The following is a 25,492-nucleotide window of genomic DNA, read 5'->3' on the forward strand; positions in this document are numbered from 1 at the left end:
AATACGCCTGTCACCACAGGCTCCCGATGCTCATGAATTCCACCCTTCCCCGCAGACCCCGTTGGCGCAGCCTGGCCTTGCTCGCGCTGTGCCTGGCGCCGTTGCTGTGGCCGTTGGAGCACCTGGCCGAGCGTTATTACCGCAGTGAACTGGCTGGGCAGAACCGCCAGACCCTGGACCTTTACGTCGCCAACCTGTTGGGCACGCTGCACCGCTATGAGGTGCTGCCACAGATTCTCGGCGAGCTGCCGGCCCTGCGCGCCGCCCTGTCGGCCCCGGACGACGGCGTGACCCAAGGCAACGCCAACCGGCTGCTGAAAAACATCAGCACCCAGACCGGCGCCGAAGTCATGTACCTGATGGACCCTTCCGGTAAGACCCTGGCCGCGTCGAACTGGGACAAACACGACAGTTTCGTCGGGCGTAATTTCGCCTTCCGACCGTACTTCATCGAAGCCATGGCCGGGCGCCTGGGTCGCTTCTTCGGCTTGGGCACCACGTCGGCCAAGCGCGGTTATTTCTTCGCCGCCGCCGTGCACGACCGCGAAAAAGTCATCGGCGTGCTGGTGGTCAAGGTCGACCTCGACCACACCGAAAGCCTGTGGGGCAAGACCCCGGAACAGTTGCTGGTGACTGACCATAATGGCGTGGTCATTCTCACATCACGCCAGGAATGGCGATTTCGTGCGACCCGGCCGTTGGGTGACGATGAGCGCAAGGCCATCAGCGCGGTACAACCTTATCCAACCCGCGATCCCAAGCCACTGAACCTGGATGCCAACGCCTGGCTGACCCAGACCCAATCCATCGAAGAAACCGGCTGGAGCGTGAGCATTCTCGCCCCGCGCACGCTGATCGACCGTCCGGTGCGCACCGTGGTCGCCATCGGTGGCGCGGCGTTGCTGGTCTTGATGCTGTTGCTCGGGTTGATGATGCAACGCAGGCGCCATTACCTGGACCGGATCGCCTTCGAAGCCAAGGCCCGTCAGGAACTGGAGGGCCGGGTGGCCGAACGGACCAGTGACCTGGAAGGATTGAACCGACGTTTGAAGCAGGAAGTGCTGGAGCGCGAGCAGGCCCAGCAGGAATTGGTCCGTGCCCAGGATGATCTGGTGCAGGCCGGCAAGCTGTCGGCTCTGGGCACCATGTCGGCGAGCATCAGCCACGAGCTCAACCAGCCGCTGGCGGCGATTCGCAGCTACGCGGAAAACGCCGAGATATTGCTCGATCACCAACGCACCGAGGATGCCCGCGGCAACCTCAAGCTGATCAGCGAACTGACCGGGCGCATGGCGTCGATCATCGCCCACCTGCGCGCCTTCGCCCGCCGCGACCGCCACGCCCCGGAAAGCGTCGCCCTGCAACCGGCGCTGGACGATGCCCTGGCGCTGCTCGCCAAACGTCGGCGCAGCATGGAAGTGGAACTGATCCGCGACCTACCGGCCGCCACGCTGTGGGTCGAGGCCGGCGAAACCCGCCTGCGCCAAGTACTCGGCAACCTGCTGGCCAATGCTCTCGATGCGCTCACCGAAAAAGGCCCGCCGCGCAAGCTCTGGCTCAGTGCCCAGGCCACCGAAACCGGCGTCAACCTGTACATCCGCGATAACGGCCCGGGGTTTTGCATGGAAGCCCTGGGCCGCGCCGGCGAGCCCTTCTACACCACCAAGACGCGCACCCAGGGCCTTGGCCTGGGGCTGGCGATCTGCGACACCCTGATGCGCGCCTTCGGCGGCGAACTGTCGTTCGCCAACCACAAGGAAGGCGGCGCCCTGATCACCCTGAAGCTGCGCGCCGGCGCGCCCGGGGTGAGCCTGCAACCGTCCGAGGACCGAAGTGTATGACCATCGATAACCGGATTGAGGTGGTGCTGATCGATGACGATCCCCATCTACGTCAGGCCTTGAGCCAGACCCTCGACCTGGCTGGCCTGAAAATCCTGCCCCTGGCCGAAGCCAAGGGCGTGGCCGGACAACTGCCCCGTGACTGGCCGGGTGTGGTGGTCAGTGATATTCGCATGCCGGGCATGGACGGCCTCGAATTGCTAGGCGAACTCCACGCCCAGGACCCGGAGCTACCGGTGCTGCTGATCACCGGCCACGGCGACGTGCCGCTGGCGGTACAGGCGATGCGCGCCGGGGCCTACGACTTCTTGGAAAAACCTTTCGCCAGCGATCATCTGCTCGACAGCGTACGCCGCGCCCTGGCCTTGCGCCGCCTGGTGCTGGACAACCGCAGCCTGCGCCTGGCCCTGAGCGATCGCCATGAACTCAGCGCCCGCCTGGTCGGCCAGTCGACCCCAATGCTGCGCTTGCGCGAGCAGATCGGCGCACTGGCCGCCACCCGCGCCGATGTGCTGATCCTCGGTGAAACCGGCGCCGGCAAGGAAGTGGTCGCCAGGGCCTTGCACGACCTCTCAAGCCGGCGCAACGGCCCCTTCGTGGCGATCAACGCCGGGGCCCTGGCCGAGTCGGTGGTGGAAAGCGAGCTGTTCGGCCACGAACCCGGTGCTTTTACCGGCGCGCAGAAACGCCGCATCGGCAAGTTCGAGTTCGCCAACGGCGGCACGCTGTTTCTGGATGAAATCGAAAGCATGAGCCTGGATGTCCAGGTCAAGCTGTTGCGTCTGCTGCAAGAACGCATGGTGGAACGGTTGGGGGGCAATCAACAGATCCCGCTGGATATCCGCGTCATCGCCGCGACCAAGGAAGACCTGCGCCAGGCCGCCGACCAGGGGCGTTTTCGCGCCGACCTCTATTACCGCCTGAACGTCGCGCCGCTGCGCATACCGCCGTTGCGCGAACGGGGCGAGGATGCGCTGATGCTGTTCCAGCATTTCGCCAACGAAGCCAGTGCTCGCCATGGCCTGCCGCCTCACGAACTGCAGCCGGCACAACGGGCGTTGCTGCTGCGTCACAGCTGGCCAGGCAACGTCCGGGAACTGCAGAACGCCGCCGAACGCTTTGCCCTGGGCCTGGAATTGGCCCTGGACAACAGCGCGCCCGACGGCAGCCCGGGCGCGCCGGTGGAAGTGGTCAGCGGCGGCTTGAGCGAGCAGGTGGAAAACTTCGAGAAAACCCTCATCGCCGCCGAACTGGCCCGCCCCCACAGCTCGGTGCGCAGCCTGGCCGAAGCCCTGGGCATCCCCCGCAAGACCCTGCACGACAAGTTGCGCAAGCATGGCCTGACCTTCGGCGACAGCGGCCAGGGTTCGGCCGATGAGCCTGATTGAATTATCGTCATTTCCCGTCAAGCAAGAGGCCCCGCAATGAACCGCGACAGTCGTTACCTGGAATCGATCCTGCACCACGACATCCCCTTGACCCGGGACATGGGCCTCAAGGTGCTCGATTGGCAGGCCCGGCAACTGCGCCTGTCCTTGCCGCTGGCGGCTAACGTCAACCACAAGAGCACCATGTTCGGGGGCAGCCTGTACTGCGGCGCCGTACTCGGTGGCTGGGGCTGGCTGCACCTGGCCCTGCGCGAGGAAGGCATCGAAGACGGGCATATCGTGATTCAGGAAGGGCAGATCAGCTATCCGCTGCCAGTGACACGCGATGCGACTGTGGTTTGCCAAGCGCCCGAGGAAAAGCTCTGGAAGCGCTTCCTGGCCACCTACCGGCGTTATGGACGGGCGCGGCTGGCGTTGCAAACGCAGGTGTTGAATAGCGGGAGCGAGGACGTGGCGGTGCAGTTTGAGGGGCAGTACGTATTGCACCGCTGAAACAGCGCATGACCCCGTGGCGAAGTACTTCTGTGTGGGAGCAAGGCTTGCCCGCGATACAGGCGCCGCGGACTTTCAGGAACCGGGGCGCCTGTATCGCGAGCAAGCTTTACTCCCACAATCCCCTCTGCCACAAGGGATCGAGCCGGGCTCAGGAGCGAGCAAGCTCCAACAACTTCCCACGCCACGCCGCTTTCGCCGGCAACGCCAGGAACGACGCATTCAACAGCGACTCACGCGGTGGATAACAGAACGGCTCACCGCTCAAGTCCAACACCTCGCCACCCGCGCCTTCCAATACGCCCTGGGCAGCGGCCGTGTCCCACTGGGAGGTCGGCGCCAGCCGGGGATAACAATCCGCCGCGCCTTCGGCCAGCAGGCAAAACTTCAACGAACTGCCGATACTGGTCAGTTGCAGTTCGCCCAGACTCCCACTCAAGCCCTCCAGCAGGCGCTCCTGCTCAGGGCTGGTGTGCCGGCGACTGGCGACCACGGTGAACGCCTCGCCCGGCGCCAATACATCACGAACCGCGATCGGCAAAGGCACACCGCCCTTGTCACCACGCCAGGCACCCAGCCCTGCGCCGCCCACGTAAAAGCGACCATTGGTGGGCATCGACACCACGCCGAACACCACGCGCCCCTGTTCCACCAAGGCAATGTTGACAGTGAACTCTTCGCTGCCGGAAATGAATTCCTTGGTGCCATCCAATGGGTCCACCAACCACCAGCGTTGCCAGCCGGCGCGTACGCTTTGGGCAATATCGGCGTCTTCTTCGGAAAGGATGGGAATATCCGGGGCCAGCGCCGTCAGCCCGGCCACGATCACATCATGAGCCGCCATATCTGCGGCAGTCACCGGCGACTCGTCGGCCTTATGGTTGACCTGCACGTTGGCGCGCCAGAACGGCAGGATCGCGTCGCCGGCCTTGAGCGCCAGCTCGACCACCGGGGCCATCAGCGAATGAGGAAATGTCATGACAGGAACGCTCCACGCTGGGTCAGCAGGTCACGGGCCAGGTACAGCGCCGCCAAGGCACGGCCCTCGGTGAACTGCGGGTTCTGCGCCAGGGCCGAGAGCTCACGCAGGTTGACCTTGTCCACGCGCATCGGCTCGGGCTCGTCGCCCTCCAGCCGTTCTTCATACAGATCGGTGGCCAGCACCACCTGGATCTTCTGGCTCATGTAGCCAGGGGACAGCGACAACTCGGTCAGGTGTTCCAACTGTCGCGCACCGAAACCGGCTTCTTCCTTGAGCTCCCGCTCGGCCGCCGCCAGCACATCTTCCCCCGGCTCGATCAAGCCCTTGGGCAGGGACAATTCGTAGGCATCGGTGCCGCCGCAATATTCTTCCACCAGCACTGCGTGATCGGCGTCGAGCATCGCCACGATCATCACCGCGCCGTAGCCTGCACCCTTGCTCGCCAGACGCTCATAAGTGCGCTCCACACCGTTGGAAAACCGCAATTTCAGTTCTTCCACGCAGAACAGGCGGCTGGTAGCGACGATCCGGCGATCGAGTATGGTGGGTTTCTGGCGCATAAACGGCTCCCTGGGCGATAGCGGGCTACTATACCCGGCCTATTCTGATTGTTTGTGTCGGATATCCGATTACCGCTGGAGAAGTTTTATGGCCTTGTTGCCCTGGCATGAGATCGATACGGTTCTGCTGGACATGGACGGCACCCTGCTGGACCTGCATTACGACAACCATTTCTGGCTCGAACACCTGCCCCAGCGCTACGCCGAACTGCATGGCGTGAGCCGGGCGATGGCCGAGATGGAGCTACAGCCGCTGTTCGAGCGCAACGCCGGCCAGTTGCAATGGTATTGCCTGGATTTCTGGAGCACTGAGCTGAAACTGCCGGTGCGCGAACTGAAGTTGGAAACCGCGCACCTGATCGCCTTGCGCCCGGACGCCGATACGTTCCTGGCGGCGATCAAACAGGCCGGCAAACGGGTGGTGATGATCACCAACGCCCACCGCGATTCGTTGTCCTTGAAGCTGGAACGCATCGAACTGGCCCCCTACTTCGAACGCTTGATCAGTTCCCACGACTACGGCTTCCCCAAGGAAAACCCGCAATTCTGGGACGCGCTGCAAGCCGACCTGAATTTCGACCCGGCCCGCAGCCTGTTCATCGACGATACGTTGCCGGTGTTGCGCAGCGCCAGGGACTTCGGCGTGGCGCACCTGCTGGCCGTGAGCGAGCCGGACAGTCGCAAGGGGCCGAAGGACACGGGGGAGTTCGAGGCGTTGGGGGATTATCGAGTCCTGATCGAAGGGCTTTGACAGGCTCTAATGTGGCGAGGGGATTTATCCCCGCTGGGCCGCGAAGCGGCCCCCAACCAGCCAACTCGGCATGCAAGGAAGATTGAGTTCACTGCTTTAGGGCTGCTGCGCAGCCCAGCGGGGATAAATCCCCTCGCCACAGGGGGCCGGTTACTCAGGGATACGCAACACCTGCCCCGGGTAGATCTTGTCCGGGTGCGACAGCATCGGTTTGTTGGCCTCGAAGATCTTGTTGTACTTGTTCGCGTCGCCGTACTCGGCCTTGGAGATGGCGCTGAGTGTGTCGCCTTTCTTCACGGTCACGAAGCGCGCTGCTTTTGCTACTGGGCCGGTCACGGTGATCTGGTCGTCGACACTGCCGACACCGGCGATGTTGCCCACCGCCAACAGGATCTTTTCCTTCTCTTCCTGGCTCGCCACTTCACCCGTGACGATGACTTTGTCGCCTTCGACGGTCGCCTGGACATTCGGATTACCCAGGCCGACCTTTTCAATATGCTCTTTCAGTTGTTCGCTGGCATTGGCATTACCGGGGGTCAGCAGGTCGATCAGCTTTTCACCGGCTTCCTTCACAAAGCTAAAGATACTCATGGCACACGCTCCTTGATTAAGTGTCCAGACGCAAAGACTAGACCAGGCGAAACGAACCCGGTTCCCAGCCGACCAATGACCCCGCCACGCGCAAGCGCTAGAATCCGAACCTTCCCGCGCCCTGGAGCGAAGATGGACATCAAGCAGCTGAAATTTCTCATCGCGCTGGACGAAACCCGTCACTTCGGCCAGGCCGCCGCACGCTGCCATATCACCCAGCCGACCCTGTCGATGCGACTGCGCAGCCTTGAAGAAGAACTCGACCTGCCGCTGGTCAACCGCGGCCAGCGCTTTGAAGGTTTCACCGCGCCGGGGGAACGGGTACTGGCCTGGGCGCGCACGGTGCTGGCGGCCTATGACGGGCTGCAGGCCGAAGCGGCAGCCTGTCGGGGCAACCTGGTGGGTACGCTGCGTCTGGGCGTGGTGCCGTTGTCGGACTTCGACCCGCTGGCGATGATGCAGCGCTTGCACGCCGAGCACCCCAGCCTGCGTTTCGAATTGTCGTCCCTGAGCTCCGAACGCATCCTCGAACAGTTGGCGAACAACCGCATCGACCTGGGGGTTTCCTACCTGGAACGCCTGGACAACGAACGCTTCGAGGCCCTGCCCTTCAGCCCCACCCGCATGGGCCTGCTTTACGACCAGCGGTTTTTCTTTTTCGGTGAACAACCGCTGAGCTGGGAAGCCCTGATCGAACTGCCTCTGGGCATGCTCACCAGCGGCATGCATTTTCGCCAGTCCATCGACCACAACTTCCACAGCCGAGGTCTGACGCCCCTACCGCTGTTGCAAACCGACGCGGTGCATCAATTGTTACAAGCTGTGCACGGCGGGCTGTGTTGCGCGGTGATGCCCCTGGACAGCGGCCTGGACGTCTTGACCGAAGACTTGCGCATCCAGCCTATTGAAAGCGCCCAGACGCTTGTCCCGCTGGGCCTGATCATGCGCCGCGGCGCCCCCCGCTCGGCGTTGGCGGAGGCCTGTTTCGCCCTCTATCAGAAATCACCGACAGCTTCTTGATCGACGTCATCTATTGGAAGATCAGTAATAGCGATTAGACGTGGCAGATTGCCGCATTTAGTCTTAACACTATTCCTACTTTCAGTGATGCCTATGAACGACAAGCCTCCGGTCAGTCCAGCGCCCGCGATGGAAACATCCACGCCGGTCGCCAGCCAGAGCTATCGCTACTGCAATCTGGACCACTCTCAATCGGACAGCACCGCGCTGGCCGAGGAAGTGGCGCTGGCGATTGCCTATAACGGCATCAGCCAGGCGGTCATGCTGGTCACCCCCACCGACCTTGAAGACTTCATCGTCGGCTTCAGTCTTGGCAGTGGCATCATCGAAGATTCAGCGGATATCTATGACCTGCAACTGAGCGGCACGGGTGCCGCGCACTATGCCCAGGTGACCATCGCCAACCGCGCCTTCTGGAACCTCAAGCAGCAACGCCGACAGTTGGCGGGCACCAGTGGCTGCGGATTGTGCGGCGTGGAAGCGGTGGAACAGGCCTTGCCAAACCTCAAGGTGCTACCCGGCGCACCACTGCCTGCGGCGCAATGGCTCGATGGCCTGCGTGACCGTATCAGCCAGTTCCAGCCCCTGGGCCAACATTGCGGCGCAGTGCATGCGGCGCTGTTCATGAACGCCCAGGGTGAATTACTGCTGGGCCGCGAAGACATCGGCCGGCACAACGCTCTCGACAAGCTGATCGGCGCGTTGATCCGGCAACAGGTCCCGGTGGCCGGTGGCGTGGCGATCGTCACCAGCCGCTGCAGCCTCGAACTGATCCAGAAAGTACTGCGCGCCGGCATCCAGACCCTGGTCAGCCTGTCGTCGCCCACGGGCCTCGCCGTGCAGTGGGCCCGCCAACACAACCTCAACCTCATCCACCTGCCGCAAAAAAGTGCGCCGCGGGTCTACAGCCCTGCGATGGAGAAACAAGCGTGAGCAATCATCAACAAGCCGACCAGAAACCCGTACCACGCTACAAGCCCTACAAGGGCCCCGCTGGTGGTTGGGGTGCGCTGATCAGTGTCGCTCAGGCCTGGTTGACCAGCGACAACGCGCTGAAAAACATCCGCATGATGCTCAAGACCAACCAGAATGGCGGTTTTGACTGCCCCGGCTGCGCTTGGGGTGACTCTCCGGAAAGCGGCATGGTCAAGTTCTGCGAGAACGGCGCCAAGGCCGTGAACTGGGAAGCCACCAAACGCCGCGTCGATGGTGCATTTTTCGCCAAGCACAGCGTGACCTCGCTGCTGGAGCAGAGCGACTACTGGCTCGAGTACCAGGGTCGTCTCACCGAGCCAATGCGCTACGACGCCGAAACTGACCGCTACAAGCCCATCAGTTGGGAAGCGGCGTTCGCCCTGATCGGCAAGCACCTGCAAGGGCTGTCCAGCCCCAACCAGGCCGAGTTCTACACCTCGGGCCGGGCCAGCAACGAAGCGGCCTACCTGTATCAACTGTTCGTGCGCGCCTATGGCACCAACAACTTTCCCGACTGCTCGAACATGTGCCACGAAGCCAGCGGCGTAGCACTGGCCCAGAGCGTGGGCGTGGGCAAGGGCACGGTGACGTTCGACGACTTCGAACACGCCGACGCGATTTTCGTCTGGGGCCAGAACCCTGGCACCAACCATCCGCGGATGCTCGAACCACTGCGCGAGGCCGTGAAACGCGGCGCCCAGGTGGTGTGCATCAACCCGCTCAAGGAGCGTGGCCTGGAGCGTTTCCAGCATCCACAGCATCCGCTTGAAATGCTTACCAACGGTGATAAGCCGACCAACACCGCGTATTTCCGCCCCGCCCTGGGCGGTGACATGGCGATCTTGCGCGGCATGGCGAAGTTCCTGCTGCAATGGGAACGTGAGGCGCAGAACACTGGCGCTGCGGCGGTGTTCGACCACGCGTTCCTCAATGAGCACAGCACCAACGTGCTGGATTACCTGGCGGCGGTCGACGATACGCCGTGGGAACAGATCGTCGAGCAATCGGGCTTGACCCTGGTCGAAATCGAGCAGGCGGCGCGCATGTACGCCAAAAGCGAGAACGTGATCATGTGCTGGGCGATGGGCATCACCCAGCACCGTCATTCGGTGGCGACCATCCAGGAAATCGCCAACGTGATGATGCTGCGCGGCAACATTGGCCGGCCAGGCGCAGGCCTGTGCCCGGTTCGCGGCCACAGCAACGTGCAGGGCGACCGGACCATGGGCATCAACGAACGTCCACCAGCGGCATTCCTCGACGCGCTGGAGCGGCGCTTCCATTTCAAGGTACCGCGGGAAAACGGCCACAACGTGGTCGAGGCGATCCACGCCATGGCCGACGGCCAGGCGAAGGTGTTCATCGCCCTGGGCGGCAACTTCGCCCAAGCCACGCCGGACAGCCATCGGACGTTCCAGGCCTTGGCCAATTGCGACCTGACGGTGCAGATCAGCACCAAGCTCAATCGCAGCCACCTGGCGCACGGCAAGGACGCGCTGATCCTGCCGTGCCTGGGCCGCACCGACATCGACCTGCAAACCGAAGGTGCGCAAGCAGTGACCGTGGAGGACTCCTTCAGCATGGTGCATGCTTCCAACGGCCAGTTGCAGCCGCTGTCGAACCAGATGCGCTCCGAACCGTGGATCATCGCCGGCATCGCCGCCGCCACGCTGGGTAGCCGCCCGGTGGACTGGAACTGGCTGGTGGCCGACTACAGTCGCATCCGCGACCTGATCGCCGATACCATACCCGGCTTCAAGGACTTCAACGAAAAGCTGAAGAACCCCGGTGGATTCTATCTGGGCAACAGCGCCGGTTCGCGACGCTGGAACACCCCGTCAGGCCGCGCCAACTTCAAGCCCAACCTGCTGCCGACCGACCTCGTGCATGAACGCACCCGTGCCACCGGCCAGTTGCCCGATCTGATCATGCAATCCATGCGGTCCCACGATCAGTACAACACCACCATCTATGGTCTTGATGACCGCTATCGCGGCGTCAAGGGCCAGCGTGACGTGTTGTTCGCCAACGAAGCGGACATCATTCGCCTGGGCTTCAAGCCGGGGCAGAAAGCCGACATCGTCTCGCTCTGGGATGACGGTCGCGAACGTCGGGTCAAGGGCTTTACCCTGCTGGCGTTTGACATTCCGGCCGGGCAGGCTGCGGCCTACTACCCTGAAGTGAACCCGTTGGTGCCACTGGAAAGCACGGGCGACGGCAGCCACACCCCGACCTCGAAATTCGTTGCGATCCGCCTGGAAGCGGCAAGCGAGAATGGACTGATCCTGGCCAAGTCGGCCTGACACACAGTTCCATGGCGAGGAGATTGGGTTGTGTGGGAGCAAGGCTTGCCCGCGATGAAAGCGATGCGGTCTTGCAGAAATAGAGTCGCCTGTGTCGCGAGCAAGCTTTGCTCCCACACAGTGTTGCTCCCATCATCGTACTTTTCGAACGCCCACAAAAAAGGCCGTTTTCCATAGAAAACGGCCCATCTGAAGTAACTAAAGACCGGCCGATTTGCCTTAAGTTCCCGCCGAAAAACAATAACTTAGAGAATTGTGCACAAGTCGTGTTACTCGTCGGATTTCGATTGTAACCAAGCGAAGCCAGCCTCAGGATCGCGCCGTCATCCCTTTGAGGCTCCTCTATGAAGTTCTCCTCCATTCTCTTGTTGTCCCTTAGCCTGGCCAGTGGCATCGCTTCTGCCGGTGGTACTGCCGAAGCAGGTGTAGGCGGCGCATTGGGCGGGGTTTTGGGTTCGGTCGTCGGCCAGTCCCTGGGCGGCAACACCGGGTCCACTATCGGCGCGGCGCTGGGCGGTGCGGGCGGTAGTGCGGTCGGTGCAGACAAACACAGCCGCGGCGAAGCGGCGATCGGCGGCGCACTGGGCGCAGCCGGCGGTAACGTGGTCGGCCGTAGCGTCGGTGGCAACACCGGCAGCCTGATCGGTGCGGCAGCGGGCGGTGGTGCCGGTGGCGCCCTGGGTAACTACATGGGCAAGGACGATGACGACGATCGTTATGAAGGTCGCCGTGGTGATCGTCGCTACTATCGCGACGGCCATCCGGGTCGCGGCCATGCCTATGGGCATCGCAAGCACAAGCATAAGCATCGCTATCACGATGACTGACCGCTGGCTTTAACTACCCGCCGGTAAAAGATCGCAGCCTACGGCAGCTCTTCCCAGAGTCTGACCGAAGGCTGCGATTTTTCGTTTCAGACCACCAACTGCTCCAATGCCCCGCGCAGCCGATCCGGAATCGCCACCGGCCGATTCGTTGCCCGATCCACGAATACGTGAACAAAACGCCCCGCCGCGCAAGCCTCCTCCTCGCCCGCCTTGAACACCGCCAGCTCATACTGCACCGAACTGCTGCCCAGCTTGCCGACCCGCAGGCCGATTTCAATCCGGTCCGGAAAGGCGATCGAGGCGAAGTAGTCGCAGGCCGAACTCACCACGAACCCCACCACGTCTCCATCATGGATATCCAGGCCGCCGACTTCGATCAGGTAGGTATTCACAGCGGTATCGAAAAAGCTGTAGTAGGTAACGTTGTTGACGTGACCGTACACATCGTTGTCGTGCCAGCGCGTGGTGATGGGCTGCAGGTGTGGGTATTCGTTGCGTTGGGGCATCAGGTGTCCTTTACGGTTGTTCAATGATCTTAGCGTGGCCAGGCCTTAGGCCTGCGCGAATCCCTTGCCCTGCGCCGCCAGCTCGCCGATCAGCCGCGCGGGCTTCCACTGGTCGCCCTGCTTCGTTTCAAGCGCCAGCAGGCGTGCGTGGATGGCTTCCAACCCCTGCCCGTCAGCCCAGGCCATCGGCCCGCCCTTGTCCGCAGGGAAGCCGTAGCCGTTGAGGTAGACCAGGTCGATATCGTGGGCCGACTCGGCAATGCCTTCCTGCAGGATCTTCGCCCCCTCGTTGACCAACGCCAGCAAGCAGCGCTCAAGGATTTCCTCCGGGCCGATCTCGCGTCGCTGGAAACCCAGCGTTTCACTGACCCGCAGCACCAGCGCATCGACCTCGACATCATGCTCGGCCTGTCGACTACCCGGTTCGTAGTGATAATACCCATTGCCGCTTTTCTGGCCGAACCGTCCCAGCTCGCACAAACGATTGTCCACCTGCACCTCGGGCGCATCCTGGCCCTGGCCCGCCAACTCACGGGCGCGCCACTCCAGGTCGATGCCCACGACGTCGTACATGCGAAACGGCCCCATGGCGAAGCCGAAACCTTGCAACGCCGCATCCACCTGATGGGGGAACGCCCCCTCCAGCAGCATCTTGCGCGCTTCCAACACATAAGGATGAAGCATCCGGTTGCCGATGAAGCCATGGCAGTTGCCCGATATCACGCTGACCTTACCCATGCGCTTGCCCAGCACCAGGGCCGCATCCAGCACCGCTTTGGAGGTGTGTGCGCCGCGAACGATCTCCAGCAGCTTCATGATGTGCGCCGGGCTGAAGAAATGCAGGCCCAGAACCTGAGCTGGCCTGCGCGTGACGGCGGCGATGGCATCGATGTCCAGCGCCGACGTGTTGCTCGCCAGGATGGCCTCGGGCTTGAGCAGGCCGTCCAGCTCGCGAAAGATTTTCTGTTTGAGTTCCAGGTTTTCGTAGACCGCTTCGATCACCAGATCCACGTCACGGATCGCCGCATAATCATCCGCCCGTGTCACCCGGACGATCCGCGCATCGGCCTCACCCTGGTCGATACGGCCCTGGCGTACGCCATGGGCATAGGTCTCGGCCACGGCGACCAGTGCCTGCTCGAGCATCTGCGGATTGTTGTCGACCCACTGCACCGCCACGCCGGCGTTGGCCAGGCACATCACGATGCCCCGCCCCATGGTGCCTGCACCGACCACCGCGGCGCGCTGAATATCGAAAGGTGTCTGGCTCATGTTGGCTCTCTTATTGGCGATCCGAAGACAGCCTTCACCTTAGTCAGCCGCCGAATGTTTTTGAAATTTATTCGTGTGATGAGGGGCATTCAGCGGATGGATGCAGCTCACAGGTGCGCTTGGGCCCATTGGCGAACCTCAGCGTATGGATACGCTTCCAGTGCGGCATACCCAGGGATCTTCCGCGCCTTCAATCGGGTAAACAGCGGCACGCTGATCCCGCACAGGAAGCGAGTCAGGCGCTCGGCAGACGGCACGCTGCCGCTGTGCTGCTCATGCTTGTGGATAAAGTCGCCACACAGCGCCTCGAAATTTTTATCCACAAGCGCCGGCAACGCAGGCGGCTCCGGCAGGCGAGCGACATGCCCATGGCACACCGAACAATGGCCACACGGGCGTGGCGCATTGTCGTCACCGAAATACTGCGCCAAGCGATGACCCAGGCAACGGTCGGTGGCGAACAATTCGAGCATGGCGTGGATCCGCGCGATTTCACCCTGTTCATGCCGAGAGAAATAAGCATGTAGCTCGGCGCTCAAGACCGGCACATCCAGGTCCGCTTCCAGCACGCTGTACACCTCGGTCATCTGCTTGCTTTCCAGCTCGATCCAGCCTTTTTCCTGGAAATAATCCAGCGCCTTGACCACGCGATTACGCTCAGCATGATACTGCTGGTACATCCCATCGAAATCCACCGTGGCCCAGGCCCGGGCGCGACTGGAGGTCTGGATGATGGCCGCGACAAAGTCCCTTCGCTCACCTTCGAAGCGCTCCAGCAGCTCGTGCGGCTCGGTCAGGTACTTGAAGCGATACTCCGCGAAATAGGCATAGCGCGGCGCGATCAACCGGCGCAACTCCAACTGGACCAACAACGTCTTGAGCGGCAATTGCCGGACGTTGCTCTGATCCGCCAGCGGGCCCAGCAAGAACTCCCATTGCCCATCGGCGGCGGCAGCCTTCAGTTCATCGAGCACGCAACGAATGCCTGCAAGCTCCGGCGTATCGCCATACACAAAATTTTCCAGCACATTGAGGCTGTCGCGGTTGGCCAGCACTAGGCAATCGGACGGCTGCCCATCCCGTCCGGCACGGCCGATCTCCTGGCTGTAGTTTTCGATGGACTTGGGCAGGTCGAAGTGCACGACGTTGCGAATGTCGCTCTTGTCGATGCCCATGCCGAAAGCGATGGTCGCGACGATGCAATTGGATTGCCCACCCATGAATCGCCGCTGGATGGCTTCACGTTGGTCATGGGGCAAACCGGCGTGATAGGCCTCGGCCTCGATACCGTGCCGGCCCAGGTGTTCGGCGATCTGCTCGGCGGTTCGCTGCAAGGTGACGTAGACGATGCTCGGCTGCCCGGTACGCTCGCCCAACCACTGCACCAGCCGTTCGCGCTTATCGGCACCCCGCACGGGCTCGACCAGCAGATTGAGGTTCGGTCGGTAGAAGCCGGTCGTCACCACATCGGCGGCGGCAATGGCGAATTTCGCCTGCATGTCGGCGATGACCTTGGGTGTCGCGGTAGCCGTCAGCAGCAATACCTGGGGAATGTTGAACTGGTGCTGGTAATCGGGGAGCTTGAGGTAGTCAGGTCGGAAGTTATGCCCCCATTCCGAAATACAGTGGGCCTCGTCCACCACCAACAACGAGATCGGCACCTGCTGCAGGAAATTGCGAAAACGCTCGTTCTTCAGGCGCTCCACGGAAATCATCAGGATTTTCAGCTCACCCGAACGGGCCCGCGCCATGGCGTCGTTGGTTTCGTCACGGCTCTGGGCCGAATCGATACTGGCCGCCGCGATGCCGTGGCGCTTGAGGAACGCCAACTGGTCCTGCATCAACGCCAGCAGTGGCGAAACCACCAGGGTCAGGTGCGGCAGGAGTAAGGCTGGCAATTGATAACACAGGGACTTGCCCGAGCCGGTGGGGAAGATGGCCGCCGCCGACCGACCGGCCAGTACAGCGCCAATGGCCGCCTCCTGACCGGGACGAAACTGTGGATAACCGAAAACCTGTTCCAGGGTGCTGTGCATGCGCGGTCGCTCCTTTGACTGCTGCGATGCCCAAAGCCTAGCGGGACAACGCAGCGAGTCGAGAAAAGGTCGGGGTCAAAAACGATACCGGATGATACAGCCTCGGCGTCCTTGCGCCCTGCCACGAAGTGATACAAACCCGGGCACTTTGATGCCTCGTTCCCCTTCCGTTTGCAGGTTAAGGTTCGCGTCCAACTCATGCATTACATCGAGGCCAGGAGGCCTGGTGCTCAAGACGATGTTCAAGGAACGAACGATGCCATACCCAATTTCCGCGCTGCGCGCCCTGGCGATAACCTCGGCCTCACTACTGGTCGGTTGCCTGTCCATTCCCGAACGACCCGGCGTAGAACCGGCGGTGTTCGAAACCCCGGAATATCACGCGCAACGAGGCTTGGCCGTGGTCAAGGCTTCGGCGTTGTATGCACGCGGCGGCACGGGCCAGGACGTGACCGTGGCGCTGATCGACTCAGGGCTCAGCACCGGCCTGAAGGAGTTCGAAGGCCGGCTGAGTGATCCGGGATTCGATTACGTCGAGAACCGTCCCGGCACGGTTGACCGCGTTGGTCATGGCACGCAAATGGCCGGCATACTCGCCGCCAACAAGGACGACCAGGGCATACACGGCATCGCGTTCAATGCCCGGCTGATCCCTTTTCGCTTTGGCGATGACAACGAACCCTTCTTTTTCGACAGCGAGATCGCGCAGTCCTGGCAAAGCGGCTTCGACAAGGGCGCCCGCCTGTTCAACAACTCGTGGGCCAACGCCATCCCCGCCACCGAAATCAACGAGGCGCGCTACAACCAGGTGATGCCCGACGCCCTGGCCGTTGCCCGAAAGCTAGTCGCGGACGGCGCAGTGTTTGTCTTCCCGACCGGCAACGAAATCAAGCGAGAGCCCCTGGCCGAACCAGGCTTACCGCTGGCCTTGCCTGAACTGGAAAAAGGCTGGATCGCGGTCGTCGCATTGAAAAACGACGGCAGTGCCATTAACGCGAAATCCAATTATTGCGGCGTCGCGGCCGCCTGGTGCATCGCCGTACCCGGCGGTGATGCCGGCGTACAAGCCGGCTTGCTCACGGTGGGCAAGGATGGCCGCTACGTACACACCGCCGGCACCTCCCCGGCCGCAGCCTTGGTCAGTGGCGCCTTGGCGGCCCTGCAAAGCCGCTATCCACAACTCAGCCCACAGCAAGTGCGCGAACACCTGCTGGCGACAACCAACCGCACAGGTATCTACGCCAACAGCGAAGCCTATGGCCGAGGGTTGATGGACCTTGAGGCGGCTTCGCGGCGAGCTCCTGGGACAATGGTTGACTGAGTCTTTGCATGTGATTGGGGGGGTGATACAGGCAGAAGCCCCCTAGGCCCTGCCAGGAGGCAATACAAATCCGGGCAGGTTGTTAAGGTTCGCCGTCGAGCCTGGTCAGTCGGTCGACGTTAAATAAAGATCAAGCTCTTCGGGAAAAGCAAATGACGCCAAACGCCCAATTTCAATAATTTGTTTCGTAGAAAGCCTGAAGTCAGCACCGACATGATCAGTGTTGTTAGTCCAATGCATCACAGGCCTCAAGTCTTCTGCTGACAGGTTGATGCTCTGCTCAAATACCAATTCGTCCTTGCCGGGATAAAATCCCAATACAGCAAAGCTCATGGCTCTACCTCCCTCGTCTTATCTGCTTTTTTGGTCTGTTCGCCCGTGATGTGATTAAACTCACCTAAATGTTTTCCACGCGGGTTGTACTTTTCAAGGGCTCCATGCTGCCGGTCCCACTCATAAATATTTCCTTTCCGATCGTGCCAACGTGGACGTAATCCTCCACCTCCTTGTACGGGAGTTTTTGACCGACCGCGAACGAGGTCAGGGAACGCAGGAAGTACACCTTTCGGAGTCGGGTAATATTTGTGATCAGAAGCGCCATACACGACATATAACGGCGAAACCCCAGAATCCGCCGGAAACACAAGAATGAAATCCTTGTACTCAGGTGGATAAATCGGGTTTACGATGATGCTGTCCGCCGCAAGCGTTGGCGGAAAAATCCAGATATGGGGAGCCTGTGGCGCGGCCTCCAGCGCTGGGATGCCCAACGTCGCGGAAGGGTCGATCGCCGGCGTCCAGATCAACTCCACCCCATCGCCAAAGTCCGCCACTTGCTGATCGCCGCGAGCCTGGAACGTCACGACGGGAATCATTTCCCACTCACGTCGCGTCTGGGTGTTGTAGCCGTATCCCTTGAGCGTGCCATCAGCCTGGGTTTCGACATGCAACCGAACCCGCGTACGAGCCTGCTCCAAGGAGCGCAGTTGCTCTTCGGTGTACAACGAACCGTCACCTAGGTTGGTGGGCATCAGCAATCCCACCAGGCCGATCAGTACACCCGCCGCCACCGGCGCCGTGACCGCGCCAGCAGCCCCGGCCGCCGCACTATAGCCGGCCGGCATCGTCCTACCCAAGGCAAACGTGCCGAAGCTTGCCGGCAACGACCCGCTGATGCGCTTAAGTTGAATTTGCTCTGAGTCGTCGGTCTGACGCCCACCCAACAAGGTAAATTGGCCGTACTCCCTCAGGGCTTCAGTCGGGATATAACCGGTCGGGTTGTGGTAGTCGATCACCGAATCAGGCAGCTTGCAGGACTTGGCAAATACGCAGCCCTTCAAGTCTGAAGGTGGCGCTTCGCGAACCTGGACCAGACGCTTGCTCATGTACGCCGCTTGCCTGGCGAGCATGTCCTCATAGGCCTGTTGATCGGCGTCTCTTTTCTCCAGTTCACTCGGGGTCATGTCCCGCAGGATCCTGTAGCCCCGATCACCACCGTAATGCTCCCAGACCTGCGGAACACCAGTCTTTCCTTTTGTCATGCTTCGCCCTTGCTCGGTCGTCTTTAACCCATTGAAAGGGCGTGGCAAACCTTACCGGGCGACTAAAGGTTTACTCAGCAGACGGTTCCTAGACGGCTGTGAGATCTTTCTTCTTTTCCAATGAGCAACGATTTCCCCCTAAACTTTCCCTCCAGACGGACACGCACCAATACCCCGGAACCCTCGCCATGCACCTCGCCCCAGACTTCCCCGACGATCACACCATGCGCCAGCTCATGGAACTGCTGCACGAAGAGATCGGCCTACCGGAGCGCAAGACGATCCGCCTGGGCACCGCGATCAATCTCGACTTGGGTTGCGATGGCGCGGATGCCCGCCACTTGATGGAGGCATTGGAGGAACGGTTCGCCATCGAGCTCATCGACTACGACGCCTACCGCTATTTTCAACCTGAAGGGTTCGATGTGTTTCAAAAACGCAGGGCCAAGGGCCGGGGGAACAAGATGCCACTGACCATCGGCATGCTTTACAAGGCAATCAAGGCGCAGAGATGGGACACGCGGGAAGTGGAGGAGAATGAGGTGACTTGAGCACCTTAAGTGGCATTATTCTGGCTGTCTGGCTCGATTTTCAGCTGGAATAATGGCAGTTTCCAGCCCTGCACACATAACTAACCGCCCATAAAAAACCGCCCATAAAGGGCGGTTTTTCATTCAACAACCAAGCCTTACAGCTGCGGACCCGCAGCCTTGATCGCGTCGCTCACGTCGAACTTCTTGAAGTTCTCGGTGAACAGACCGGCCAGTGCCTTGGCCGCTTCGTCGTAGGCAGCTTTGTCGGCCCAGGTGTTGCGTGGGTTCAACAGGCCAGTCTCGACGCCCGGAACAGCCAGTGGCACGTCCAGGTTGATGATGTCCAGGTGTTCGGTTTCAGCACCGATCAGCGCGCCGCTCTGGATGGCTGCGATCACCGCACGGGTGGTCGGGATGTTGAAGCGCTTGCCAACGCCGTAGCCACCGCCGGTCCAACCGGTATTGACCAGGTAGACCTTGGAGCCGAAACCGCGGATGCGCTTGATCAGCAGCTCAGCGTACTCACCGGCTGGACGCGGGAAGAACGGGGCGCCGAAGCAGGTGGAGAAGGTCGACTTGATGCCGCTGCCCGAACCCATTTCGGTCGAGCCCACCAGTGCGGTGTAGCCGGACAGGAAGTGGTAGGCGGCTTGTTCTTCGCTGAGGATCGACACCGGCGGCAGTACGCCGGTCAGGTCGCAGGTCAGGAAGATCACGGCGTTTGGCTCGCCACCGAGGTTCTTCGGTGCACGTTTTTCGATCAGCTCACGCGGGTAGGCGGCGCGGCTGTTCTGGGTCAGGCTATCGTCGGCGTAGTCGGCTTTCTTGGTGACCGGGTCCAGGACAACGTTTTCCAGTACGGCGCCATGCTGGATGGCCTTCCAGATAACCGGCTCGTTCTTCTCGGACAGGTCGATGCACTTGGCGTAGCAGCCACCTTCGATGTTGAAGACTACACCCACGCCCCAGCCGTGTTCGTCGTCACCGATCAGGTAACGGCTTTCGTCGGCGGACAGGGTGGTCTTGCCGGTGCCCGACAGGCCGAAGAACAGGGTCACGTCGCCCTCTTCGCCCATGTTGGCAGCGCAGTGCATCGGCAGCACGTCAACCGCTGGCAGCAGGAAGTTCTGCACGGAGAACAGGGCTTTTTTCATTTCACCGGCGTAGCGCATGCCGGCGATCAGCACTTTCTTGGCCGCGAAATTGATGATCACGGTGCCGTCGGAGTTGGTGCCGTCGCGCTCAGGCTCGCAAACGAAATTCGGCGCGTTGAGGATCTGCCACTCGTCCTTGCCGCCGGCGTTGTATTGCTCGGGGTTGATGAACAGGCAGCGGCCAAACAGGTTGTGCCACGCCGTCTCGGTGGTCATCTTGACCGGCAGGTAGTGCGCAGGATCGGAACCTACATGCACGTGGGAGACAAAACGCTCGCGCTCGCCCAGATAGGCTTCGACGCGGTTCCACAGGGCATCGAATTTGTCGGCCGGGAACTTGCGGTTGATCGGGCCCCAGGCGATGGCGTCCTGGGTGGTTGGCTCTTCCACAATGAAACGGTCGACTGGCGAGCGACCGGTACGATGACCGGTACGAACAACCAGCGCGCCAGTATCGGCAAGCTCGCCTTCACCGCGATTCAGGGCTTCTTTGACCAGTTCATCGACACTCAGATCGGTGTACACGGCGTTATTGGCTTGCGTCATGAGATTCCCCGTCGGCCCGTGGCCGAGTGCTCCAAACGTTTTGTAGTAGGAAGTCGCGCACTACTACCCGAAAAAAGTGGGCCGGATTATGCCAGAAAAGCCCAAAAAAAGTAGGGCCCTCCCGTCAGTACGGCGTAAATCCGGCGTTTGCCAGGAGATTTACCTGCGCTGAACCGTTTTAGTGTCGAGTATCTGACGGTGTGTCGACACCCGCACCGGCGAACAATTGAGCGATGTCGGCCGCGTCGAACAGGTAGCGCTCGTTGCAAAACTGGCAGTCGACCTCGATGGCGCCACCATGCTCGATCACCAGTTGCTGCGCATCTTCCAGACCCAGACTGACCAGCGCATTGCCGGAACGTTCACGAGAGCAGCTGCATTGGAAGCGCAACGGCTGGCCGTCGAACAAGCGTACCTGCTCCTCGTGATAGAGGCGATGCAACACGGTTTCGTTGTCCAGGCTCAGCAGCTCATCGGCGCTCAAGGTACTGGCCAGAGCGGTGATGTGCTGCCAGCTGGCGTCACGTTCTTCCGGGTCGCGCAGGCGATCGGCGGGCAGTTGTTGCAACAGTAAACCCCGCGCGCGCCGCCCGTCGGCGTAGAGCCAGAACCGGGTATTGGTCTGCTGGGACATGACGAAGTAGTTGGTGAAGCAATCGGCCAGGGTTGCGCCGTCCAGATCGACGATGCCCTGGTAACGCTGGCCTTGGGTCGGATCGACCGTCAGGGCCAACACGCCATTGGGCATCATGTCGGCCAGGGTCGCGTCGGGCGCGATCTGTTCGGCGTCATAACGGGCCAGGCCGCGGATTTCGCGCTCGCTGGAGCACTCGATCATCAGCAACGGCACCGGGCCATCGGAGCGGGCCTGAAGAATCAACAAGCCATCGAACTTCAAGGTGCCCACCAGCAACGCCGCAGCCGCCATCAGCTCGCCGAGCAGCTGTGCGACCGGCTCCGGATAGGGGTGCTTGGCAAGGACTTCGGCGTAGCTACGCTCCAACGCCACTAGCTCGCCACGGGCGTCGCTGTCATCGAAGATGAAACGTTGGGTGAAGTCGGTATCCGGTAAATCAGTCATAAGGTCTGGTATCTGAGGTGATGACAAATGATGGCGGGCATTTTATGGCCATTCCGGGTGGGTTCCAAGCAAGGCGGGGTTTTCTGACGGGAAGGCGCTGCCAACTCATCTGAATGTGTGGCCTGACACATTGTGGCGAGGGAGCTTGCTCCCGCTGGGCTGCGCAGCAGCCCCAAAATCTTACGGTCGCTACGCAACCGAGTGGGAGCAAGCTCCCTCGCCACGGATGATCTCCAATGGCCGGTGCCTTATTCGCTGTTGCTGCCATGAAACTTGAACAGGTCCCGGCGCTGCTTCTTGCTCGGCTTGCCGTCAGTGCTGACACCCAGGGCGCCGGCCTTGCGTTGCGCGGCGGCGGTTTCGCGCTTGGCGATGCTGGCCTCGGTTTCGCGATACAGCGCCTGCGCTTCAGGTGCACCGCGACGCACGATCGACAGGGCCTCGACCACCACGGTCTTTTCATCGAACCCGGTGCGGATGACGAACTCATCGCCGATGCGGGGCTCCTTGCCCGGCTTGCAACGCTCTCCCCGGTGATGGACCTTGCCGCTTTCGATGGCGGTCTTGGCCAGGGCCCGCGTCTTGTAGAAGCGCGCCGCCCACAACCATTTATCGAGACGAACCTTGTCGTCCTCTTCCTTTTTTTGTGCCACTGCCATTCCTCTTTCTGCCGATAGCCGGAACTGTACTACCGTTTTTGTCGGGCGCACGAATCCGACCCGACAGATAGAATGCCCGCCAAACCGGCGCCGCACCTATCGCCTGGGTCGGAATCGGTTACAAGCACACACAAGTGCGTAGATAACTGTCGCCATTTTGTGATTATTCTGCGTGAATACCGCGATTCGCGGAGTCCACGATCCGATGCACTGATCGCAGGTTTTTTTATTGAAGACTTTTGACCATTTGACCGTTGTCGGTCTGCGCGAGTGGGTGGCGCTCCCGGACCTGGGAGTCGCGGGCCTGCGGGCAAAAATCGACACCGGAGCCAGCACCTCCAGCCTGCATGCCACTGACATCGAGCCGTTCGAGCGCGATGGCGAAAAGTGGGTGCGCTTCACGGCGCACCTCGGCACGGTGGTGCAGTTGCGCCATCGTCGCTGCGAAGCCCCGCTGGTGGCGCGCAAGACCATAAAGAGTTCCAACGGCCACGCTCAGGTCCGCTACGTGATCAGCACCACGTTGGCGCTGGGTGACAGGGTCTGGCGGGTCGAGTTCACCCTCGCCTGCCGCAAATCCATGCGATATCGCCTGTTACTGGGTTCCAAAGCCTTGATCGACGGCCAACTGGTGGTCAATCCGGGTACCAAATACGTTCAAGAAAAGCCGGTATTCCCGGTGTCCACTACCTCTGCCACAGGTGTTGCATGAAGATCGCTGTGCTGTCGCGTAATCCGCGTCTGTATTCCACTCGTCGCCTGGTTGAAGCCGGGACCGAACGAGGCCACGAAATGGTGGTGATCGATACCCTGCGCGCCTACATGAACATCGCCAGCCACAAGCCGCAGATCCATTATCGTGGCAAGCCGCTGGAAGGGTTCGACGCGGTGATCCCCCGCATCGGCGCATCGGTGACGTTCTATGGTTGCGCGGTGTTGCGCCAGTTCGAAATGATGGGGGTGTTTCCCCTCAACGAGTCGGTGGCCATCGCCCGCTCCCGGGACAAACTACGCTCGCTGCAACTGCTGTCGCGGCGCGGGATCGGCCTGCCAGTCACCGGTTTCGCCCACTCCCCCGACGACATTCCCGACCTGATCGCGATGGTCAACGGCGCACCGCTGGTGATCAAGGTGCTGGAAGGCACCCAGGGCATCGGCGTGGTCCTGTGTGAAACCGCGACGGCGGCGGAGTCGGTGATCGAAGCGTTCATGGGTCTGAAGCAGAACATCATGGTCCAGGAATACATCAAGGAAGCCGGTGGCGCGGATATTCGCTGCTTCGTGGTCGGCGACAAAGTGATTGCCTCGATGAAGCGCCAGGCCAAGCCCGGTGAGTTCCGCTCCAACCTGCATCGCGGTGGTAGCGCCAGCCTGATCAAGATCACCCCGGAAGAACGCATGACCGCCCTGCGGGCCGCAAAAGTCATGGGCCTTGCCGTGGCCGGCGTGGATATCCTGCGCTCCAATCACGGGCCGCTGGTGATGGAGGTCAACTCCTCGCCGGGCCTGGAAGGCATCGAGACCACCACGAGCAAGAACGTGGCGGGGATCATCATCGAGCACCTGGAAAAGAATGGCGGGCCGAACATGACCCGGACCAAGGGCAAGGGCTGACTCAATACAAGACCCTGTGGGAGCGAGCTTTTGTGGGAGCCGAGCTTGCTCGCGATGGCGGTGAATCAGTAAAGTTGATCTTGACTGACACACCGCCATCGCGAGCAAGCTCGGCTCCCACAGGGCCCGCTCCCACAAAGTTCTCTGTCTTACTTGAGAGAGATCGCTACACCGCATCCCGAGGCAGCATCAAGCCCAACGGCAACCGTACCCGGGCCTCCAGCCCGCCACCGGCGCGGTTGCGCAGCTCGACGTTGCCGCCGTGCATCGAGGCGATGCGCTTGACGATGGCCAGGCCCAGCCCCGTGCCTTTCCCACCCCGGGCGCGATCACCCCGGGTGAAGGGGTTGAAAATGGCTTCCAGCTCCGAGGGATCGATGCCGGCGCCACGGTCCATGACGCTCAGCACCACGTAGGGCGCGCTGGTGTCGCCGGAGACATAGGCCGCGACTTCGACGCCAGCACCGGCATGGTTCAGGGCATTGCCGATCAGGTTGTTCAGCAAACGTTTCATCGACACCCGGCGTAACGGGAACGGCTGGATCGGCTCCAGGCGCAGGTGCACTTTCTCGTCGTTCTGGTTATAGGGCGCAACCACTTCCCGCACCAGCTCGCTGAGGTCCACCTCCTCCACGGATTCATCACGACCGTCGCGAATGAACGCCAGGAACTGGTCGAGAATCGCGTCCATGTCCTCGATGTCGCGGACCATCTCGTCGGTCAGGTCGGTATGTTCGCCCATCAACTCCAGCGACAACCGCAGCCGGGTCAGCGGCGTGCGCAGGTCATGGGAGACGCCCGCGAGCATCAGTTCGCGCTCCCGCCCGGCCTGTTCCACATCCTCGGCCATCTGGTTGAAGGCGCGGTAGACCTCGGTCATCTCGCTGGGCGTATCGCTGATGGGCAGTCGCACGCTGCGTCCCTGACCCAGCTGGCGGGCAGCGTAGACCAGGCGTTTCAACGGTTGGTTGAGCTGGCTGACGAAGATCCACGCCGACGCCGTCGACAGCAGGCCGATGGCCAGGAACCAGCCAAGCACGTTCCAGATTTTCTGGCCGCGCAGCGGATGCGGGTACAACGGCACTTTCAGCCAGCCGTCCCCCAGGCTCGGGGCCCGCACCCAAAGCGCCGGCGGCGAGTGCATGCGCAATCGCACCTCGGTATCGGCGCCCAGTTCGGCCTGCATCTGGCGTTGATAGATCTCGCTGTAGGGCCAGTGCTGCTCACCCTCCGGCACGCCGGCGCCAACGACACGGATCAGAGTCGCCGCCTCGGCAATTTTCGCCCGGTTGGTTTCGTCCGCCGCCCAATACGCCCGCAGGGTCAAGGCAACGCCGTGGCTGTACTGCCGGTCCACGAGCACGTCCTCGTTCATCAGCAGGTACACCAACGTCAGTGCCTTGGAGAAGAGCACGACGATCAGCACCAGCCAGAGGGTGCGGGAGAAGAAACTCTGGGGGAACCAAACGGGGGTTTTCATGAATAACCGCTACACACTT

At 61.5% G+C, this 25,492-nt stretch carries 24 protein-coding genes; 12 read left to right on the plus strand and 12 right to left on the minus strand.

The genetic code is table 11. From position 1 onward, the window contains the following. Positions 1–32 precede the first annotated feature (32 nt). From AB4N80_RS03645 to AB4N80_RS03655, 3 genes are read left to right on the plus strand one after another with little or no spacing between them, the layout of a single operon-like run. Complete coding sequence (locus tag AB4N80_RS03645) at positions 33–1,841, plus strand: sensor histidine kinase (RefSeq protein ID WP_122565207.1); 1,809 nt, start codon at positions 33–35, stop codon at positions 1,839–1,841. Next, positions 1,838–3,229, plus strand: coding sequence for a sigma-54-dependent transcriptional regulator (locus AB4N80_RS03650; RefSeq protein WP_305491516.1), 1,392 nt, complete (start codon positions 1,838–1,840; stop codon positions 3,227–3,229). The genes AB4N80_RS03645 and AB4N80_RS03650 overlap by 4 nt, the downstream gene beginning before the upstream one ends. 36 nt (positions 3,230–3,265) lie before the next feature. After that, positions 3,266–3,721, plus strand: a complete 456-nt coding sequence (locus AB4N80_RS03655) for a YiiD C-terminal domain-containing protein (RefSeq protein WP_122565205.1) — start codon at positions 3,266–3,268, stop codon at positions 3,719–3,721. A gap of 151 nt (positions 3,722–3,872) precedes the next feature. On the opposite strand, the gene cysQ is transcribed toward AB4N80_RS03655, so the two are convergent. Continuing rightward, complete coding sequence (gene cysQ / locus AB4N80_RS03660) at positions 3,873–4,700, minus strand: 3'(2'),5'-bisphosphate nucleotidase CysQ (RefSeq protein WP_460080732.1); 828 nt, start codon at positions 4,698–4,700, stop codon at positions 3,873–3,875. After that, complete coding sequence (nudE, locus tag AB4N80_RS03665; protein ID WP_214510973.1) at positions 4,697–5,263, minus strand: ADP compounds hydrolase NudE; 567 nt, start codon at positions 5,261–5,263, stop codon at positions 4,697–4,699. The genes cysQ and nudE overlap by 4 nt, the downstream gene beginning before the upstream one ends. Before the next feature lie 88 nt (positions 5,264–5,351). Between nudE and yrfG the strand changes: the two genes are divergently transcribed. Beyond that, positions 5,352–6,014 carry a GMP/IMP nucleotidase gene (gene yrfG, locus AB4N80_RS03670; RefSeq protein ID WP_122565202.1) on the plus strand — a complete coding sequence of 221 codons (663 nt, stop codon included), beginning with the start codon at positions 5,352–5,354 and terminating at the stop codon, positions 6,012–6,014. 150 nt (positions 6,015–6,164) lie between these two features. Here the strand turns inward: yrfG and lysM are convergent, their stop codons facing one another. Continuing rightward, positions 6,165–6,605: a peptidoglycan-binding protein LysM gene (gene lysM, locus AB4N80_RS03675; protein WP_092330074.1), complete on the minus strand. Its 441-nt coding sequence runs from the start codon at positions 6,603–6,605 to the stop codon at positions 6,165–6,167. 132 nt (positions 6,606–6,737) lie between these two features. On the opposite strand from lysM, the gene AB4N80_RS03680 reads away from it, so the two are divergent. The 4 genes from AB4N80_RS03680 (at position 6,738) to AB4N80_RS03695 (ending at position 11,730) form a co-directional block, all read left to right on the plus strand. Continuing rightward, positions 6,738–7,625, plus strand: a complete 888-nt coding sequence (locus tag AB4N80_RS03680; protein WP_122565201.1) for a LysR family transcriptional regulator — start codon at positions 6,738–6,740, stop codon at positions 7,623–7,625. Positions 7,626–7,718: 93 nt separating this feature from the next. Then, positions 7,719–8,558 (plus strand): formate dehydrogenase accessory sulfurtransferase FdhD, encoded by an 840-nt coding sequence (gene fdhD, locus AB4N80_RS03685; protein WP_305469234.1) that lies wholly within the window; start codon positions 7,719–7,721, stop codon positions 8,556–8,558. Beyond that, a complete protein-coding gene (locus AB4N80_RS03690; protein ID WP_122565199.1) occupies positions 8,555–10,903 on the plus strand; it encodes an FdhF/YdeP family oxidoreductase in 2,349 nt (782 codons plus the stop codon). Before fdhD ends, AB4N80_RS03690 begins: the two co-directional genes overlap by 4 nt. 344 nt (positions 10,904–11,247) lie before the next feature. Further along, complete coding sequence (locus AB4N80_RS03695) at positions 11,248–11,730, plus strand: glycine zipper domain-containing protein (RefSeq protein ID WP_460080739.1); 483 nt, start codon at positions 11,248–11,250, stop codon at positions 11,728–11,730. An 86-nt stretch (positions 11,731–11,816) separates the two neighbouring features. Here AB4N80_RS03695 and AB4N80_RS03700 read toward each other — a convergent pair whose 3' ends face one another. The 3 genes from AB4N80_RS03700 to AB4N80_RS03710 form a co-directional block, all read right to left on the minus strand. Beyond that, positions 11,817–12,236: an acyl-CoA thioesterase gene (locus tag AB4N80_RS03700; protein WP_122565197.1), complete on the minus strand. Its 420-nt coding sequence runs from the start codon at positions 12,234–12,236 to the stop codon at positions 11,817–11,819. A 45-nt stretch (positions 12,237–12,281) separates the two neighbouring features. Next, positions 12,282–13,508, minus strand: a complete 1,227-nt coding sequence (locus tag AB4N80_RS03705) for a 3-hydroxyacyl-CoA dehydrogenase (RefSeq protein ID WP_122565196.1) — start codon at positions 13,506–13,508, stop codon at positions 12,282–12,284. A gap of 107 nt (positions 13,509–13,615) precedes the next feature. Further along, positions 13,616–15,544: a RecQ family ATP-dependent DNA helicase gene (locus tag AB4N80_RS03710; RefSeq protein WP_122565195.1), complete on the minus strand. Its 1,929-nt coding sequence runs from the start codon at positions 15,542–15,544 to the stop codon at positions 13,616–13,618. A 256-nt stretch (positions 15,545–15,800) separates the two neighbouring features. Here AB4N80_RS03710 and AB4N80_RS03715 point away from each other — a divergent pair, with 256 nt between their 5' ends. Further along, positions 15,801–16,865, plus strand: a complete 1,065-nt coding sequence (locus AB4N80_RS03715; protein WP_460080744.1) for a S8 family peptidase — start codon at positions 15,801–15,803, stop codon at positions 16,863–16,865. Between the two features lie 105 nt (positions 16,866–16,970). Here AB4N80_RS03715 and AB4N80_RS03720 read toward each other — a convergent pair whose 3' ends face one another. Both AB4N80_RS03720 and AB4N80_RS03725 read right to left on the minus strand, forming a co-directional pair. Beyond that, the gene (locus AB4N80_RS03720; RefSeq protein WP_305491511.1) at positions 16,971–17,198 is read right to left on the minus strand and encodes a hypothetical protein; all 228 of its coding nucleotides are present in this window, start codon (positions 17,196–17,198) and stop codon (positions 16,971–16,973) included. Next, complete coding sequence (locus AB4N80_RS03725) at positions 17,195–18,406, minus strand: colicin E3/pyocin S6 family cytotoxin (RefSeq protein ID WP_460080747.1); 1,212 nt, start codon at positions 18,404–18,406, stop codon at positions 17,195–17,197. The genes AB4N80_RS03720 and AB4N80_RS03725 overlap by 4 nt, the downstream gene beginning before the upstream one ends. A gap of 188 nt (positions 18,407–18,594) precedes the next feature. On the opposite strand from AB4N80_RS03725, the gene AB4N80_RS03730 reads away from it, so the two are divergent. Next, a complete protein-coding gene (locus AB4N80_RS03730; protein ID WP_122565194.1) occupies positions 18,595–18,957 on the plus strand; it encodes a DUF1493 family protein in 363 nt (120 codons plus the stop codon). Between the two features lie 137 nt (positions 18,958–19,094). Here AB4N80_RS03730 and AB4N80_RS03735 read toward each other — a convergent pair whose 3' ends face one another. The 3 genes from AB4N80_RS03735 to AB4N80_RS03745 form a co-directional block, all read right to left on the minus strand. Beyond that, entirely contained in the window at positions 19,095–20,639 is a 1,545-nt protein-coding gene (locus AB4N80_RS03735; protein WP_122565193.1) for a phosphoenolpyruvate carboxykinase, read from the minus strand. Between the two features lie 178 nt (positions 20,640–20,817). Next, positions 20,818–21,720 (minus strand): Hsp33 family molecular chaperone HslO, encoded by a 903-nt coding sequence (gene hslO / locus AB4N80_RS03740; protein WP_122565192.1) that lies wholly within the window; start codon positions 21,718–21,720, stop codon positions 20,818–20,820. Positions 21,721–21,968: 248 nt separating this feature from the next. Then, positions 21,969–22,373: an RNA-binding S4 domain-containing protein gene (locus AB4N80_RS03745; protein WP_122565368.1), complete on the minus strand. Its 405-nt coding sequence runs from the start codon at positions 22,371–22,373 to the stop codon at positions 21,969–21,971. A gap of 235 nt (positions 22,374–22,608) precedes the next feature. On the opposite strand from AB4N80_RS03745, the gene rimB reads away from it, so the two are divergent. Together rimB and rimK are read left to right on the plus strand one after the other, a co-directional pair. Beyond that, positions 22,609–23,091: a retropepsin-like aspartic endopeptidase RimB gene (rimB, locus tag AB4N80_RS03750; RefSeq protein ID WP_122565191.1), complete on the plus strand. Its 483-nt coding sequence runs from the start codon at positions 22,609–22,611 to the stop codon at positions 23,089–23,091. Then, positions 23,088–23,993 (plus strand): 30S ribosomal protein S6--L-glutamate ligase, encoded by a 906-nt coding sequence (gene rimK, locus AB4N80_RS03755; protein WP_003196697.1) that lies wholly within the window; start codon positions 23,088–23,090, stop codon positions 23,991–23,993. The genes rimB and rimK overlap by 4 nt, the downstream gene beginning before the upstream one ends. Positions 23,994–24,159: 166 nt before the next feature. Here the strand turns inward: rimK and AB4N80_RS03760 are convergent, their stop codons facing one another. Next, complete coding sequence (locus AB4N80_RS03760; protein WP_060739672.1) at positions 24,160–25,473, minus strand: ATP-binding protein; 1,314 nt, start codon at positions 25,471–25,473, stop codon at positions 24,160–24,162. Positions 25,474–25,492 lie beyond the last annotated feature (19 nt).

The organism is Pseudomonas sp. H3_A02 (assembly GCF_054671965.1).